13 protein-coding genes are annotated in these 15,321 nt (G+C 69.3%); 4 read left to right on the top strand and 9 right to left on the bottom strand.

Annotated features, from left to right (window positions below):
* The first annotated feature begins 16 nt into the window (after window positions 1-16).
* Window positions 17-460: a peptide-methionine (R)-S-oxide reductase MsrB gene (msrB, locus tag AC5JJ2_RS13485; RefSeq protein ID WP_495858518.1), complete on the top strand. Its 444-nt coding sequence runs from the start codon at window positions 17-19 to the stop codon at window positions 458-460.
* Between the two features lie 190 nt (window positions 461-650).
* Here msrB and AC5JJ2_RS13480 read toward each other — a convergent pair whose 3' ends face one another.
* Together AC5JJ2_RS13480 and AC5JJ2_RS13475 are read right to left on the bottom strand one after the other, a co-directional pair.
* On the bottom strand, window positions 651-1,052 hold the full coding sequence (locus AC5JJ2_RS13480) for a hypothetical protein (RefSeq protein ID WP_495858517.1): 402 nt from the start codon (window positions 1,050-1,052) through the stop codon (window positions 651-653).
* Window positions 1,053-1,126: 74 nt separating this feature from the next.
* Window positions 1,127-2,215 (bottom strand): GGDEF domain-containing response regulator, encoded by a 1,089-nt coding sequence (locus tag AC5JJ2_RS13475; RefSeq protein WP_495858516.1) that lies wholly within the window; start codon window positions 2,213-2,215, stop codon window positions 1,127-1,129.
* 609 nt (window positions 2,216-2,824) lie between these two features.
* On the opposite strand from AC5JJ2_RS13475, the gene AC5JJ2_RS13470 reads away from it, so the two are divergent.
* Window positions 2,825-3,826 (top strand): sigma-70 family RNA polymerase sigma factor, encoded by a 1,002-nt coding sequence (locus AC5JJ2_RS13470; protein WP_495858515.1) that lies wholly within the window; start codon window positions 2,825-2,827, stop codon window positions 3,824-3,826.
* A gap of 75 nt (window positions 3,827-3,901) precedes the next feature.
* Here the strand turns inward: AC5JJ2_RS13470 and AC5JJ2_RS13465 are convergent, their stop codons facing one another.
* On the bottom strand, window positions 3,902-4,147 hold the full coding sequence (locus AC5JJ2_RS13465) for an anti-sigma factor family protein (RefSeq protein ID WP_495858514.1): 246 nt from the start codon (window positions 4,145-4,147) through the stop codon (window positions 3,902-3,904).
* Window positions 4,144-4,749 carry a sigma-70 family RNA polymerase sigma factor gene (locus tag AC5JJ2_RS13460; protein ID WP_495858513.1) on the bottom strand — a complete coding sequence of 202 codons (606 nt, stop codon included), beginning with the start codon at window positions 4,747-4,749 and terminating at the stop codon, window positions 4,144-4,146. The genes AC5JJ2_RS13465 and AC5JJ2_RS13460 overlap by 4 nt, the downstream gene beginning before the upstream one ends.
* A 179-nt stretch (window positions 4,750-4,928) precedes the next feature.
* On the opposite strand from AC5JJ2_RS13460, the gene AC5JJ2_RS13455 reads away from it, so the two are divergent.
* Window positions 4,929-5,834 carry an NHL repeat-containing protein gene (locus tag AC5JJ2_RS13455; RefSeq protein WP_495858512.1) on the top strand — a complete coding sequence of 302 codons (906 nt, stop codon included), beginning with the start codon at window positions 4,929-4,931 and terminating at the stop codon, window positions 5,832-5,834.
* Between the two features lie 40 nt (window positions 5,835-5,874).
* Here AC5JJ2_RS13455 and fae read toward each other — a convergent pair whose 3' ends face one another.
* A complete protein-coding gene (fae, locus tag AC5JJ2_RS13450; RefSeq protein ID WP_495858511.1) occupies window positions 5,875-6,423 on the bottom strand; it encodes a formaldehyde-activating enzyme in 549 nt (182 codons plus the stop codon).
* 352 nt (window positions 6,424-6,775) lie between these two features.
* A complete protein-coding gene (locus AC5JJ2_RS13445; RefSeq protein ID WP_495858510.1) occupies window positions 6,776-8,329 on the bottom strand; it encodes an AAA family ATPase in 1,554 nt (517 codons plus the stop codon).
* 415 nt (window positions 8,330-8,744) lie between these two features.
* Here AC5JJ2_RS13445 and AC5JJ2_RS13440 point away from each other — a divergent pair, with 415 nt between their 5' ends.
* Window positions 8,745-9,848, top strand: a complete 1,104-nt coding sequence (locus AC5JJ2_RS13440; RefSeq protein WP_495858509.1) for a glycosyltransferase family 2 protein — start codon at window positions 8,745-8,747, stop codon at window positions 9,846-9,848.
* Between the two features lie 3 nt (window positions 9,849-9,851).
* Here the strand turns inward: AC5JJ2_RS13440 and AC5JJ2_RS13435 are convergent, their stop codons facing one another.
* From AC5JJ2_RS13435 to AC5JJ2_RS13425, 3 genes are all read right to left on the bottom strand, one after another.
* Window positions 9,852-11,348 (bottom strand): glycosyltransferase family 4 protein, encoded by a 1,497-nt coding sequence (locus AC5JJ2_RS13435; protein WP_495858508.1) that lies wholly within the window; start codon window positions 11,346-11,348, stop codon window positions 9,852-9,854.
* 316 nt (window positions 11,349-11,664) lie between these two features.
* On the bottom strand, window positions 11,665-13,434 hold the full coding sequence (locus AC5JJ2_RS13430; protein ID WP_495858507.1) for a HEAT repeat domain-containing protein: 1,770 nt from the start codon (window positions 13,432-13,434) through the stop codon (window positions 11,665-11,667).
* Window positions 13,435-13,573: 139 nt separating this feature from the next.
* Window positions 13,574-15,229 carry an ABC transporter permease gene (locus AC5JJ2_RS13425; RefSeq protein ID WP_495858506.1) on the bottom strand — a complete coding sequence of 552 codons (1,656 nt, stop codon included), beginning with the start codon at window positions 15,227-15,229 and terminating at the stop codon, window positions 13,574-13,576.
* Window positions 15,230-15,321 lie beyond the last annotated feature (92 nt).

Below are 15,321 nucleotides of genomic sequence, written 5' to 3'. Positions count from 1 at the left end.
CGGAGGGAAGCAGTTTATGGCGAACGAGAAGAATCCCCGCACGTCGGCGAGCGGGCACGACCTGACGCCGCCGACGGCCGACGAGCTGACGCGGCTGGCCGCCGGGTTGTCGGCCGAGGAGCGGCGGGTGTTGCTACACCAGGGGACGGAGCCGCCGTTCTGCGGCGGGCTGTTGAAGAACAAGGAGGCCGGCGTCTACCACTGTCGGCTGTGCAACCTGCCGCTGTTCCGGTCGGCGGCGAAGTTCGAGTCCGGGACCGGGTGGCCGAGCTTCTACGAGCCGTTCGACCCGGCCCACGTCGCCGTCCGGCGGGACGCGAGCCACGGCATGGTGCGGGAGGAGATCGTCTGCGGCCGGTGCGGCGGCCACCTGGGGCACGTCTTCCCGGACGGCCCGCGGCCGACGGGGTTGCGGTATTGTTTGAACTCGGTGTCGTTGAAGTTCGCGGCCGATTCGTAGGGCGGGTCAAGGCTTTGCGCCGACCCGCCGGGGGACCGCAACCGCATTCGAGAACCGACGAGGGGGCTGGAGGCGCGGCGGGTCGGCGCAAAGCCTTGACCCGCCCTACAAGACCTACAAGACCCACGGCCCTCGCGGAAGAAAAAACGGCGGGGTCATCCCCCGCCGCTCCTACCTCCGGCCCCTCGGCTCAGTCGTCCTTCTTCTCGTACTCGCCCTCGATGACGGCCTTCGCCCCCTCGTGGGCCGACTTGAACTCGCTGATCGTCGCCTTCTTGTCCTTCACCACCACCTTCATCGACATCTCCAGGCCCTTCTCCGGCTTGGCCGGGAACTCGCCCTTCTCCTCCACCTTCGTGATCTTCGCCTTCACCACGCCGTCCTTATCGACCGTGTAGTCGGCCGTGGCCGTGATCCCGTTCCCGCCGCTCATGACGCTGATCGCGACCGTCTTGTCGTCGAACTTGAACTTGATCTCCAACCCCTCCGCCTCGCGGACCCAACTGCCGGTCAGCTTCGGGGCGTCCTTCTTCTCCTCGGCCACGGCGACGCCGGCGACGAGGGCCAGCAGGGCGAACGTGAAACGCAACATGGTCGTGCTCTCCTGAAGTGAGGCGACGCGCCTCGGAGACACGGTACGCAACGGGTGGGATGAAGAAAAGGGCGTCAGCCGACGTGTGCCGGCTCCGGCGGCATGCGGCGGACCACGGACCGGTTGCGGCCCTGCTCCTTCGCGTCGGACAGGGCGGCCGCGGCCGCCGCCCGCAGCTCGTCGAAGCTCGCCACCGTGTCCGCCTCCAGGACGGCGAACCCGAGGCTGATCGTCACCCCGATGGGCGTGCCGCGGAACGACGTGCGGTCCCGCTCGATGGTCGCCCGCAGCCGCTCCGCGAGCACCTCGGCCCCGGCCACGTCCGTCCCCGGCGCGACGATCATGAATTCCTCGCCGCCGATCCGCCCGATCGCGTCCGTCCCCCGCAGGGCGTTCTGGAGCGTCTGCCCCAGCCACGTCAGCACGTGGTCGCCGCCGACGAGCAGGTGCGCCGAGTTGATGTCCTTGAAGTGGTCCGCGTCGATCAGCCCGAGCGCGATCGGGTCGCTGATCCGCGCCCGGCGGAGCAACTCCTTGCGGGCGATCAGCTCCACCGCCCGGCGGTTCGGCACGCCGGTCAGCGCGTCCGTCAGCGCCATCTTCTCGAGGAGCTGGTTCTTCTGCTCGAGCTCCCGCGTCCGGTCCGCGACGCGGTTCTCCAGGTCGAGCATCAGCGTGCGGTACTCTTCGAGCAGCTTCTCGTGGCTGCGCTCCAGTTGAATCGTCCGCGCCACGGCCCGCATCGTGGTCAGCAGGTCGTCGAGCCGCCACGGCTTGAGGACGAGGCGATGAATCTGGCAGCGGTTGATGGCGTCCACCGCGTCCGTCAGCCGGGCCGTGCCGGTGAGCAGCACGCGGGCCGACCGCGGGTGCATCTGCCGCATCCATTCGAGGAGCGCCAGGCCGCTGCCGTCCGAGAGGTTGAGGTCCGTGATGATGATGTCCACCGGGCGGGCCGCGACCGTGCTGCGGGCCTGGGCCGTCGAGCAGGCGGTGACGATCTCGAACTCCTGGCCGAGCTGGTGGACGAGCAGCGCGAGGATGGTCGGCTCGTCGTCGACGATGAGGACCGAGCACCGGTGGCGGGGCTGCGGGATGTGCGTGCCCCGTTTCACGTCGCTGCCGCGATCGTCGGGTCGGGGGAAGGCCTGGGAGTCACGCACCGCGGTCGGTCCTCGGGTGGCGGTCGGGGCGCTAATTTTCTTAACAAATCATGAAAGAGACAAAGTCGTCACGACTGCTAAACTCTAGTACGAATTCGCCCAGGACGAAACAGATTTCCTGTCCGTCGTGAACCGAATCGTCGAAAACTGTTAGATACGCCCATGTTACGGGCGTGGGGTGCGAAAGTCGGTAAGTTACGACGCCTGTGCCGGTCGCGCCGAAAACTGGGCTTGACACGGCTGGGGAAGTTTTTCCTCAATTCGAGGATACCGACTTGCTATTGTCGGAGGTTCTGGTTAAAATCCAAAGGCTTGGCGGTGAGATTTCACACGGGCTTCTTTACAACGCGTTCCCTGGCCGAGCGCCCGCGGCGACCCCGAATGACTCGTACTCGACTCGGACTCTCGCAAGTTCAGTCGGCGATACTCGGACGGTCGGCCGCATTATTTTTTCCCCAGCGGGCCGTGGCCTACGGCCGGGGAAAGTGGCGCACAACCCGGCCGACGCACAGCCGCCATCGTTGCGGTCGAAGCCCCCATCCGTCTCACCGCCACCGACCTTCGGACACCACCGAAACGCTACTCGTATCGTGACCTTGTGGGGGCAACATGAAGACTGCGCGGCGTAAACAGCGAGTTCCGTCCACGATCGAAGAACCGTCGCTGACGACGTTCTCCTCGGACCTCCTGACGCCAGAGGAAGAGCGGGAGCTGTTGACCAGCTTCTGGGACTGCAAGAGTGAACTCGTCCGGGTGCTCACCCGCCACTACCCGGACCTGCGTGCCTGCAAGCCGGCCCTGGAACCGTGGCCGATGGCGCAGTTCATTCGCGAGCACTGCACCGAGGACCGCTGCGAGAGCATCGCCGTCCGCCGGCTGCGGGACCGCTACGTCCACTTCAAGCACCGGCTGGCCTCGGCCAACATCCGCCTCGCGGCCCACGTCGCCAAGCGGTTCCGCCACCACAGCCTGTCGTACACCGACCTCCTGCAAGAAGCCGTCTGCGGCCTGATGCAAGCCATCGACCGGTTCGATGTCAGCCACGGGACCCGCCTCGCGACCTACGCGACGTGGTGGATTCGCCAGACGCTCCAGATCGCGGTCGCCCGGCAAAGCCACCTAGTTAGCCTCTCGCCGCACCACCTGCAAGAACTGGGCCTTTTGCAACAAGAAAGCGAAGCCCTCGCCCACGGCGGCAAGCACCTGCCCAGCCCGCAAGAGCTGGCGCAGCGGACCGGCAGCAGCCTGGAACACCTCAACCACCTCCAGACGGCCACCCGCACCCCGGTCAGCCTGAACGCGGTCCTCGACGACGACAGCGATTTCAAGCTGACGGAAGCGATGCCGGACACGCAGACGCTGACCCTCCACGAGAACAACGAGCGGCAAGAGGCGCTCAAGTTCCTGATGGACAACCTGCGGCCGCGGGAGCGGAAGGTGCTGGACCTTCGCTTCGGCCTGACCGGCAGCGGCACGCACAGCCTCCGCCAGATCGGTCATCTGCTGCGGATCAGCAAGGAGCGGGTGCGTCAAATCCAGAACCGCGCCCTCGAGAAGCTGCGGGCCAGCGCCGAGCGGGTCGGCTGGGAGCCGACGCTGTTGCTGGAGTAGGATTTTTGACACCCGGACGTGACACGACCCGCGCACCCCGGTGCGCGGGTCTTCTTTTTTGAACTCTCCCGACGATTAAACCTTCTCACGGAGTTTCACGCGGATGCGATCCCGCGCGTCCGCGGGTAGTCCGTCGCCGGGCGGAACTTTGTCCGTCACGTACTCGCTCAGGACGCGGTTGACCTCCGCCACCTGGCCGCGGAAGGTCCGGCACTTCCCGCACACGACGCAGTGGACGCCGACGGCCAGCCGCGCCGCCAGCGACAGCCCCGCGTCCAGTTCGCGGGACGAAAGCTCGGCCGCCTTGCGACACGTAATCACGCCTCGTCCCGCCCTTCGCGTTCGGCCGGGTCCGGCCCGTACCAGTTGGTCGAGAGGCACTTCCACAGCCGTAGCCGCGCCCGGTGGAGCATCACCCACATGTTCGTCGGCGTAACCTTCAACGCCTGACACACGGCCTCGGTCGGCCGCTCCTCCAGGTGCCACAGGACGAAGGCGTCCCGCAGCCGGGCCGGCAGCTTGTCCGTACACCGGCCGACGACCGCCCAGAACTCGGCGCGTTCGAGGTCCGAGTCGCCGGCCGCCCACGCGGCCGGCCGGTGCTTCCACTTGCCGGCCGGGGTGAAGAACGGGTCGGCCGGGTCGAGGGGCGTCAGCCGCGCCTGCTCCCGGACGGCCTGCCGCAGCCAGTCGATGACCTTGTGCTTGAGGATGCTCGTCAGCCAGCTCCGCTCGACCGCCCGGCCGCGGAACTTGGCCCGCCCCCGCCACGCGGCCAGGAGCGTCTCTTGCACCAGGTCCTCGGCCACGTCCGGCCGGCGGACCCGCGCCTTCGCGTACCGGTAGAGGTAGTCGCCGTGCCCGTCCAGCCACCGCCGGGGGTCGAGGTCTTCGTCGCGGGCGGGGAGCGTGGCTGGCGTCATCGGGCCGTCCTGGAACTCGGGGTCGCCAATCAATCTTAGTCCGCGGCGGGGGCCGGTTCCTTACACCCGCCGGCCGAATTTCGCGTTCCCCGGCCGGGGTGTAAGCCGGGGGCCGGCGGCCCGACTTACACCCCGGCCGCCCGACCGGGCGGCCGGTTCGTTCTTCCGAGGATGGGTTCATGAAATCGGTCTTCCGTATCGCAATCGTCGGCGTCGTGTCCGGGTTGTGGGCCGGCGTCGCGGCCGCCCAGACGTACACGACGAAGGTGGTCGCCCGCAACCTCCAGCGGCCGAGCGGCGTCAGCGTGACGCTCGGCGGCGGCGTCTACTTCACCCAACTGCCGACCCCCGGCGTCGGCGGGTCGCGGGGCGGCGAGAACACCGTCTCGCTGCTGAACCCGCGGTCCGGGAAGGTGAAACTGGTCTCGGCCGGGGAACCCGAGCCGACGAACCTGGCGACCACGTTCTTCGGCGACGTGTACTGGACGTGCAAGAGCGCCGGCGTCATCCTCACGCTCGACGGCGACGAGCCGACGCTCGTGACGGCCGACCTCGACCAGCCGTCCGGCATGGCGGCGTACCCGTTCGGGTCGGTCTTGTTCTTCACCGAGGTTCCGACGCCGGGCGTGGGCGGGCGGAACGGCGGCACGAACAAGGTGTACGCGTTCCTCGAAGGCGTCGGCCGCGACGTGCTGCTCGACGAGGGCGACCCGGAGCCGACGGACGTGGCCGTGGACCTGTTCGGGAACGTGTACTGGACGTGCAGCTCGGCCGGCGTGATCGTCCGGCTGGCGAACGGCGAGGCGGAGGTGATCGCCCGGAACCTGCAACGGCCGACCGGAATCGCGACCGACTACCTGGGCAACCTGTACTTCACGGAAGTGCCGACGCCGGGCGTGTCCGGGGCGAACGGCGGGACGAACAAGGTGTCGAAGTTGAACCTGCGGACGAACGCGATTACGGTGATCGACGCGGGCGACCCGGACCCGATCGACGTGACGGCCCACCCGGACGGGACGGTGTACTGGACGTGCCGGTCGGCCGGGGTGATCGTCGAGGCGACGCCGCGGCGGGGCCGGCGGTGACCCGCCCGCCCGCGCCCGGCGGCACGACGCCGGGCGCGGGTCAGAGTTGCCCTTCGACGCCGAGTTGATGGAAGTAGTGCTGCACCGTGTCCTGGTTTTTCAGCAGCCAGTCGATCGTCGGCTCGTTCTTCATCGCCTTGCGGATGACCTTCACCGTCGCCTCCCGGTGGACGTTGAACAGCCCCTCGTGGTCCACTTTCTCCGCCTTCAGTACGGCCGGGTCGAGCCAGACGCTGTAGATGATCCCGATGTCGTTCGCCAGCTTCTTCGGGATGACCTTCTCCCGGACGGCGTCGAGGACGCCGTGCGCGATCGCGGCCTGCACCGTGCCCATGAGGATGTTCGTGTACCGGTTGTCCTTGACGGTCACCTTGCTGACCATGAGCGTGGCCGGTTTCACCTGCACGTCGCTGTTGAGGATCGCGAACACCTTCGTGTGCCCCTTCGTCTGGTCGCCCAGCAGCGTGGCCAGGGCGTGCCCGACCGGGCCGTTGAGGCTGCCGAGGACGATCTCGGGTTCGGCACAGAGGTAGTCGAGGGGGCCTTCGACGAGGGCCTCGGCGGTGCGGTACAGGATTTTCGTCGGCATGGGGTCGCCCGGTGGGAAGGAGGGGAAGCACCCACCATTCTGGGGAGCGGGCCGAACGGCGGCCATGATCCGCCGCGGTGCCTTGCAATGGCAACCACGGGCCGGACACCCGCTCCACAAGCCACGACCGGTTTTCAGGCTGAAAGCCTGGGACATGTCAGCCCAGGGCAACGCCCTGGGTGGGGGGCCACCGAGGGAAGCCCTGAAAGGGCGCGACAGGGGCGCTGTCGCGCCCTTTCAGGGCTTGGTGCGTCGGGTGGCCGTCTACCCAGGGCGTTGCCCTGGGCTGACATGTTCCACCCTTTCAGGGTGAAAACCAAAACCCGGCCGGCGACCTCACCCCTTCACCTTTTCACCCCTTCATCTCGAACGACGGCCGCAGCAGCTCCTCCGCCACCTGCGTGACGGTCGGCTTCGCCGCCGCGTCGGCGTACTTGTCCTTCCAGAACGCCCGCAGCGCCACCTGCGCGCACCGCTCCTGGAACTGGGCCGGCGTTTCCTGTAGGTCCGGGTACTGGTCGACGAACGCCAGCATCTCCAGGTACGGCCGCTCGAACGCCCCGAGGATCCGCTTCGCCATCCGCTTCTTGTCCCCCGGCTCCATGTACGTCAGCTCGACCGCCTTGTCGATCCGCCCCGGCCGCGTGCTGATGAACTCGCTCGTGCCGTCCGGCAGCTTCCGCGGCTGACCGAGCGCCGGGTCGATCTTCGTGATGTCGTTCGTCGTCACGACGGTGAAAATGCCGTCCGCCCGCTCCACGCCGTCGAGGCAGTTCAGCAGGCAGTCGAACGTCAGCGGCGGCCCGAACAGGCCGCCGCCGCGGGCGGTGTCCTTGTTCTCGTCCTTCTTGTCCGGGGCCATCATCATGCTGAACATGCCGCCCTTGCGGGCGACGTTCTCGCGGCCGTGGAACACGTTGTCGATGTCCTCGATGAGCGCGATGCACGGCACGTTCACCTGCATCTCGGCCCACGCCTTCATCAGGTCGTGGTTGCTCATCTCCGCGAGGTTGTACACGTAGATCGGCATGTTCAGGTCCTCGGCGAACGCCCGCGCGAGGGCCGTCTTCCCCGTCCCCGGCGGGCCGTACAGCATCCACCCCCGCTTCCACGGGATGCCCTTCTCGATGTACCAGTCCTTCGACTTCCGCCAGAGTTCGATCTCACGGATCAGGTCCTTCACCTTCTGCGGGAAGATCAGGTTGTCGAGCGCCTTGCCGTTGAGCGTGCGGGCCTTGCCGAGTTCGTCCGGCGTGTGCGCGAGCAGCCGGTACGCGCCCTGCTGGAACCACGACAGCCCGTCGGAGGAGCTGCTGTAGTCGTCGTCGTGGTTGCCCCGCTGCGGGATGAAGTGGATGCTGAACCGGTTCTTCTTCGCCGCCTGCTCGTCCTCGACGGACCACGACAAGTTGTTCCGGGCGGCGCACGCATTCTTGATGATTTCCTCGACGTTCAGCGTGCCGCGGATGAACGTGACGGTGGAGTAGACCTTCGACACGCCACTCGGCGTGTCGCCGCCCTTGTTGCCGGCCGCGGCGTGCTTCGCTTCCATCTGGTTCGTGTAGATGAACGGGAACCAACCGTTCCAGAACACGAGCGACCGGCTGCCGAAGAGTTCGTAGGGGATCAGCCCGTACCGGCCGTCGCGTTGGTACTCCCAGCTCGCGCCGTACATGCGGTCGTAGTTCCGCAGCCGCTTGAAGTGCGCGATCAGGTACGCGACGACGGCCTCGTGGGCCGACTCGGTGGGGATTTCGATTCGCTGGATGAACAGGCTGATGAACCGCCAGGCGATCCCCTTGATCTTGGACCACATGGTGGCGACGATGCCGAGCACGGCCCCGGCCCCGGCGATGAGCCAGGCGTAAGGGCCGAACACGTCGGCGGTGACGGCGGCAAACAACATCGGTGGGTTTCCTTCCGGGTGCATGGGGGACGGAGAACGAAGTCGTCCGACAGGTTCGCACGCCGGGACCGTCCCGGCGGCGTCCGCCGGGCGGAAAACGCAAACACCCCCGGCTGGCGCAGCAATCCCCAAAGGGTCGCGGCGGTCGCCGAGGGTGCGTGTTTTCAAGGTCGCGGGGGACTTCGCCCCCGTGGTGTGACAGTATACGCGGCGGGTCAAGGGCAAAGCCCCGACTTCCGAAGTCCGGCTTCGACTTCGGAAGTCGATCCCGCGCAGGGGCGGTCCTTCCATTCCCGTGCGCGCGGGTTCCGCTCGACTTCCGAAGTCGAAGCCGGACTTCGGAAGTCGGGGTGTTCGCCCCCGGCGAAATCGTGTACGCTTCCGCTCCGTGTTTCGCCCCAGGGAAGGGTCCGGAATGCTCCCGACGGTCCTCGCGCTCTCGTTCCTCGCCCCCGCGACGGCGGCGTGCCTCTACTACGCCGTGCTCACCACGATCGGCAAGCGCCGCCACCGCGCGCCGTCACACTACCCCGCGCGGCGGATCGTAGTCCTGATCCCCGCGCACAACGAGGAGTTGTCCCTCGCCGCGTCGCTCGACTCGATCCACGCCGCGAACTACCCCCGCGAACTGCGGGAGGTCGTCGTCGTCGCGGACAACTGCACCGACGCCACCGCCGCCGTCGCCCGGCAACACGGCGCGACCGTGATCGAACGCACGGACGCCGTCCGCCGCGGGAAGGGCTACGCCCTCAAACTCGGCCTCGAAGCGATCCTGCCGACGAAACCGGACGCCGTCGTGATCCTCGACGCCGACTGCCAGGTGAACGCGACCACGTTCCGCGTGCTGGACGCGCACCTCGCGGCCGGGGCGGAGGTCGTGCAGTGCGCCGTCGTCACGCGGAACGCCGACGACGGGCCGAGCGGGTTCGTCGGCGCGATGGGGAACGTGTTCGACAACCTCATCGCGGCCGGCAAGGACCGCCTCGGCCGCCCTGTGGTGCTACGGGGTTCGGGGATGTGCTTCCGCCGGGACGTGCTCGACCGCTTCCCGTGGGACGAGTTCGGGCTGACGGAAGACGCCGACTACTCGGAGAAGCTGCGGCGGAACGGCGTGCGGGTTCGATTCGAGGCGGAACCGCTGATTCGCTCGGAAACGCCGGCCCGCGCCGGCGACCTGTACCAGCAGCGGCGGCGGTGGCGGGCGGCGCTGTTCGGCGGCCCCGGCGTCCTGTGGCAGTGGGTGGACAGCAAGCCGCTCGTGCTCGCGCAGTTGCTCGCCACCGGCGGCGTGGTCGGGCTGACGGGACAGTTCGCGGTCTGGTTCGCTGTACTGGCCCTGCTGACGATGTGCGTCTACCTGCGGGCCGCGTGGCTCGTCGGCCTCACGCGGCGGCGGCTCGGCTACGTCCTCGCCGCGCCGTGGATCGTGGCCCGGCTCGTCGCCGTCACCCTCGGCGGGTTCGCCGGCCGCGACCTCGGGTGGCAGCGGACCCGCCGGGCGGCCGAGGGCAGCGCCTGACGGTCACGCCGCGTTCCGCCAGCCCCACCGGGTGAGCTTCCGGGCCGGAACCGCCGGCGGGCGGACGTTGAAGTACTTCGCGATGATCTTCTCGATGTCCGCGGCCGCCCCGGCCCACGTGTGCGGCTCGAACTTCTCCCGGATCATCTGCTCCCGGCGGGCGCGGTACGTCGGGTCGAACGCCTTGACGATCGCCGTCGTTAGCCCGTCCAGGTCGTCCGGCTCCACGTAGTCGGCGAACGGCCCGCCGACTTCCGGCAGCGAACTCGCCGTCGTCGTGACGCACAGCTTCCCGTAGGAGAGGCTCTCCTCCACCGGCAGGCCCCACCCCTCGAACACCGACGGGTAAACGGTGAACAGACAGTTCCGGTAAAGCCAGTCCAGGTCCCGGTCGGTCGGGTTGGACCGCAGGACGACGTGGTCCTTCAACTGCGGGTCGTTCTGGATGAAGTACATCGGCTGCTCGTGCAGCCACCCCGGCTTCCCGGCCACGACCAGCCGCGGCGTCTTCTCCGGGCCGAGCGTGCTCAGCATCTTCTTCCAGACGTACAGGAGGAATAGTTGGTTCTTGCGGGCCTCGACCGTGCCGACGGTCAGCACGAACGGCGTGCTGTCCGTCGGCGGGGCGGTGTTCACGGGGGCCGGGCCGTGCGGGTCGCGGCCGGGGATGTCCGACCCGAGGTAGAACACCTCCACGGCCGGGGCCGGGATCAGCTCCTTCGCGCAGAAGCTCAGGATGTCCTGCTTCGAGTACTCCGAGATCGTGAACACCAGGTCCGAGGCGGCGAGTTGCTTGCGGGTCGTCGGGGTGAACAGGTTGACCGTCCGCGGGTCGCTCAGGTGCGGGGCGAGCGTCGGGATCAGGTCGTACACGAGCGACGCGCAGTAGAACCCGTCCCGCTGCTTGAGCTTCTGGATGGCGGAATCCATGTGCTCGACGACCCAGTACCCGCCGAACGACAGGAACAGGTCGCGGGGCCCGAGTTGCACCGGGGCGCGGAGCGCCTCCGGCGGGTACGGGGCGGTCTGGTTCGCCGGGATGGCGGCCGGCGGCGGCGGCGGCGCGGGCGGGGCCGGCGGCTCGTACCAGAAGCTCGCCTGCCGGGCGCGGAACGCGTTCCGCAGCTTCCACGGCAGGTACCAGAACCGGGACGCCGGCGGGACGTACTTCTTGGGGGTCGCGTCCGGCTCGGCCGGGCCGGCGGGCCGTTGCTGGATCGCCCGGACCGGGCTGACGCCGCTGGCGTTCAGCCAGTCGGTGTCCACCTCGACGAACCCGACGGACGGGAGCATGACGCAATACTTGATCTTCCGGTTCTCGTTCGGCCCGAGGTACTTGCCCAGCTCGGCGATCGTCCGCGTGATGCCGGACAGCCAGCCCATCGTCAGCATCCGGACCGACAGGTCGAACCAGATGGTGTCGATCTGCGGCTTCGTGCCTTTGAGGGTCTGTCCGGTCGGCTGGTTGGCGACCCCGTCCAGTGAGATCAACGATGCCATTGCGTCCTCGGAATCCTATCGCGGAGTGAAAGAGTGGACGAACCCCACACAACAACGATTCGCTCGTGAGAGCCGGCCGCGGGCCGGCCGTCGCCTCGAACACCGGGGGCGGGATCGCGGGTGACGCAGGATTCTTCGGCCGGTTCGGGCCGTACCCTTTAGGCGAACTGTGCCGGGTGCGCGGGCGCGGGCTATCTGGACGGGATTCGGGAAAATGCGGGAACGAACGTCCCCCCGTCGGCCGCGGGCCGACGGGTAGGTAGGCGGGCCGGGGTCACAAGTCGCGGCGGGTTCGACCCAGGAACTAAGGCACGGGTTACCGGTCGAGCGGGACGAGGAAAAAGTTCGACTGCCGTTCGGACTCGACGCCGGGGGCCGGGTACTTCTCGCCGGTGATCCGCTCGATCGCCCACCCGCAGGCGTTGCTCACCGGGTCGATCGTCGGCCGGCCGGCCGGGAACCCGTTCCGCAGCGACGGTAGCGCCGGCTCCGCCTTCACCCGGCCGAGCGTGACCGCGCACATCCGCCGGACGTTCGGGGCCTCGATGTCGAACGGCATGACGGCGTTGAACCGGGCCTCCACCTGCCTCTCGAACCCGAGCTTCGTCCGCCCCTCGTGGATCACACCGAGCGCCCAGACGGCCGCCGCCCGCGTCTCGACCCCGGCGGTCCCCGGCGGGATGAGCTTCCGGAACGCCGCGTCGGCCGGCTTGTACCGGCCCTGGCCGAGCAGCTGCACCAACTGGCTGAGTTGCTCGTCCGTCGCCTGGACCGTCCGCTCCGGGAGGTCCGCCCCCTTCGTCATGAGCCGCGCGAGCCGGGCCTGGAACGTGCGGAACGCCGGGTCGTGGGTGGCGGGCACGGCCAGCACCCGCAGCCCCCACGCGGCCGTCACGAACACCTCCGGCCGGTCGTGCGTCAGCAGTTCGAGCAGCCGGTCGGCCGCCGGCTTGTGGTCGAGGCCGGCGAGCAGCAGCGCCCCTTGCTGCAGCCCGCCCCAGTTCGTGCCGCCGAGGGCGCGGGTTCCCTCTTGAATCACGCCCGCCTTCAGCTCCGGTTTCGCGGCCAGCCCCGCCAGCGCCAGCCGCGCCCGCGTGCGGACGGCCGGGTGGTTGTCTTCCAGCCGCGGCCCGATCCGCCGGACGTTCGCGGCCGACGGGTCGCGGGCGAGGCCGACGACGGCCAACTGCCGGACGCCCGCGTCCGGGCTGGCCAAGGCCGCGTCGAGGACCGGGGCGGCGTGCTTCGGGTCGAGTTCGACCAGCCGCGTCATCGCCCGCTCGGCGACGGCCGGCTCGGCGTCCTTCGCCAACGATTGAAGCTGCCGGACCGCGGCGTCGCCGTCGTGCCGCCGGAGGAGCGTCGCGGCCACCAGCCGGGCCGTGATGCCGCGGAACGACACGTCGCCCGCGAGGGCCGCGGCGTCCGATTCGTTCCCCGTCGGCCGCAACTCGGCGAGGGCGGCGGCCGCCTCCAGCCGCACGGCCGGGATGCCGTCGGCCGCCAGGGCCAACTCGCGGAGCCGGGGGACCGCCTTCTCCTCCTTCAGCGCCAACAGGCCGCGGACGGCCAACACCGTGCCGCGGCGGGTCGGCGTCTGCGCCAGCCGGTCCAGCCACGCGGCGCGGGCCGGCTCGTACTTCCACGCCGCGAGCGCCGGCTCGACCACCTCGCGGAAGTCGGTGTCGCCGTTCGGCAACCGGGCGAACAGCTGCGGGGCGGCGGCCTTCCCGTCGAGGACCGTCAGCGCGTGCGCCACCGCCAGGGCGGCCTTCGGCGACAACTCCTTGCGCTCGAGTTCGCGGGCGAGGTCCGGGACGGTGGTGTCCAGCCCGGCCATGCCGCGGCGGTGGGCCTCCGCGATCGTCTGCGGGACGCGGACCTTGTACTCGTCGTCCGGCCGCTTCAGCGCCTCCAGCCACGCCGGCTTGAGCCCGTCCGGGAACGCGGGCACGACCTTCGGCCCCGGCAGGTCCGGGCTGCGGTACATGAGCGAGTCGAGGCCCTCGCCGTCCGCGCGGGCGGCCGCCGCGGCCGCGAGCAGCAGGCCGAGGGCGAGGAACGGGCGGCGGTAAGTTCGGGACATGATTTCACCAGAGCCTTGACTTCCGAAGTCCGGCTTCGACTTCGGAAGTCGAACGGACGGAGGTGCGTTTGCAACGCCGGGGAACTTTCTGCGCGGGATCGACTTCCGAAGTCGAAGCCGGACTTCGGAAGTCGGGGGCTCAACTCGGCCGGCACAACTGCCGGACGCGGACGACGACGAGCGCCAGCAACGCCACGCTCACGCCGCCAATCAGGTACCAGTTCAGCGGGATCAGGTCGTAGTCCGTGAACCCCGGCGTCTCGGCCGCGGCCAGCGCCGCCGCCACCGGGTTCGCCGTCAGCACCGCCTCCACCGTCGCCTTGCCGAACGGGGCGTCGCGGGCGATCACCATCAAGAGCGTGCCGACGCACACGCCCACGAGCGTCAGGTTCGCCGCCGCCGTCGCCACGGCCGTGGACCGGAACACGCTGCTCGCCGCCAGGCTCACCATCATCGCGAACACCGCCGTCACGCCCAGGCTGATGACCACCCGCTGCACCTGCGGGCCGAGTTCCGGCTTGATCGTCATCAGGAACACGTACCCCGGCAGCGTCGCGCACATCAGCAACAGCAGCGGCCAAACGACGCTCAGCAGCTTCCCGCGGAGGATCTTCCCCGGACTCAGCGGCGTCATGCGGAGCAGCTGCCACGTCCCGTTCTCCCGCTCGGTGCTGACGAGGCCGGCCGCGAGGCTCGGGGTGAACAGGATCAGGATGGCCGTTTGAAGTAGCACCAGCGCCCCGCCGATGACCTCGATTCCCCAGCCGAGCGCCCCCTCCGCGGCCGCGTAGCTGAGGCCGAGGGAGAGGATCGCGCTCACGGCAATCAGCCGCAGCGTCCAGTGGCCGCGGCCGAACTTCCGGCTGCGGAACTCCTTCACCATGACCGGGTTCACCCACAGCGACATGTTCCCGGACCGCCGCTGCGGGTCCACGAGGAAGAACAGCCGCCGGAGGACCTGGCCGCCGGTCGAGCGGTCCTGCGTCATCACGCCGGCCGCCCGCGACCGGTCGAGCGGCCGCCCCCGGAGCTGCGCGACCGTGGCGTAGCCGAACAGCAGGCTCATCGCCAGTGCGAGCACGATGAACTTGAAGACGGCCCCCTCCGTCGCGCCGAGGCCGTGCGTGCCGACGCCGGCGTGGCCGAGGACTTCCATCACCGGCGGGACCGGGGACAGGCAGCGGAGCCACGCCGCCGCGTCCGCGAGCGGGCCGGTGTCCCCTTGCGTCAGCCACTGGGGCACGAGCGGGAGCGTCGCGAGCGCGAGCACCAGCCCGTAGGTGACGCGGAGGGCCATGTCCGGCGACGCGGACCGGGCGCTGACCCACAGCGCGAGCGTGCTGATCTGCACCGTGGCGACGGCGAGGACGAGGTACAAGAGGCCGACGCCGCCGGACGTGGAGCTGCCGCCGAGGGCGTAGCACGCGGCCGCCGCCGGGACGGTGACGAGCAGGAGGATCGCGGTGAACCCGAGGACGCCGCCGAGCTTGCCGAGGTAGATGGCCGTCGGCGACATCGGCGAGTTAAGCAGGAGCGCGAGCGTGCCGCTGACCCGCTCGCGGACGATGCTGGTGGCCGGGAACGCGGGCACGAGGAACAGGATGCCGGCGAGCAGGCCGTAGCCGAACACGCGGAGGACTTGCAAGGAGCGTGCGCCGGACAGGTCGCTGACGCCGCTCTCCGGCCAGCGGAGGAGGATGAGCAGCCCGCAGACGACGGCGAGCGCGATCTGCGCGGCCGCGGCCTTCCGCGTGCGGAGGAGTTCGAGGAGTTCCCGGCGGACGATCGGGTTCACGGGCGACCTCCGCGGCGAGACGACGGAACGGCGAAGCCGTCTTGTTCCCTCCCCCCTTGGGGGGGAGGGTTAGGGAGGGGGGTGAGCTTCCC

It is taken from the genome of Limnoglobus sp. (genome assembly GCF_059499385.1).
The sequence above is the reverse complement of the archived record's forward strand: the minus strand, read 5'-3'. Positions and strand labels throughout refer to the sequence as shown.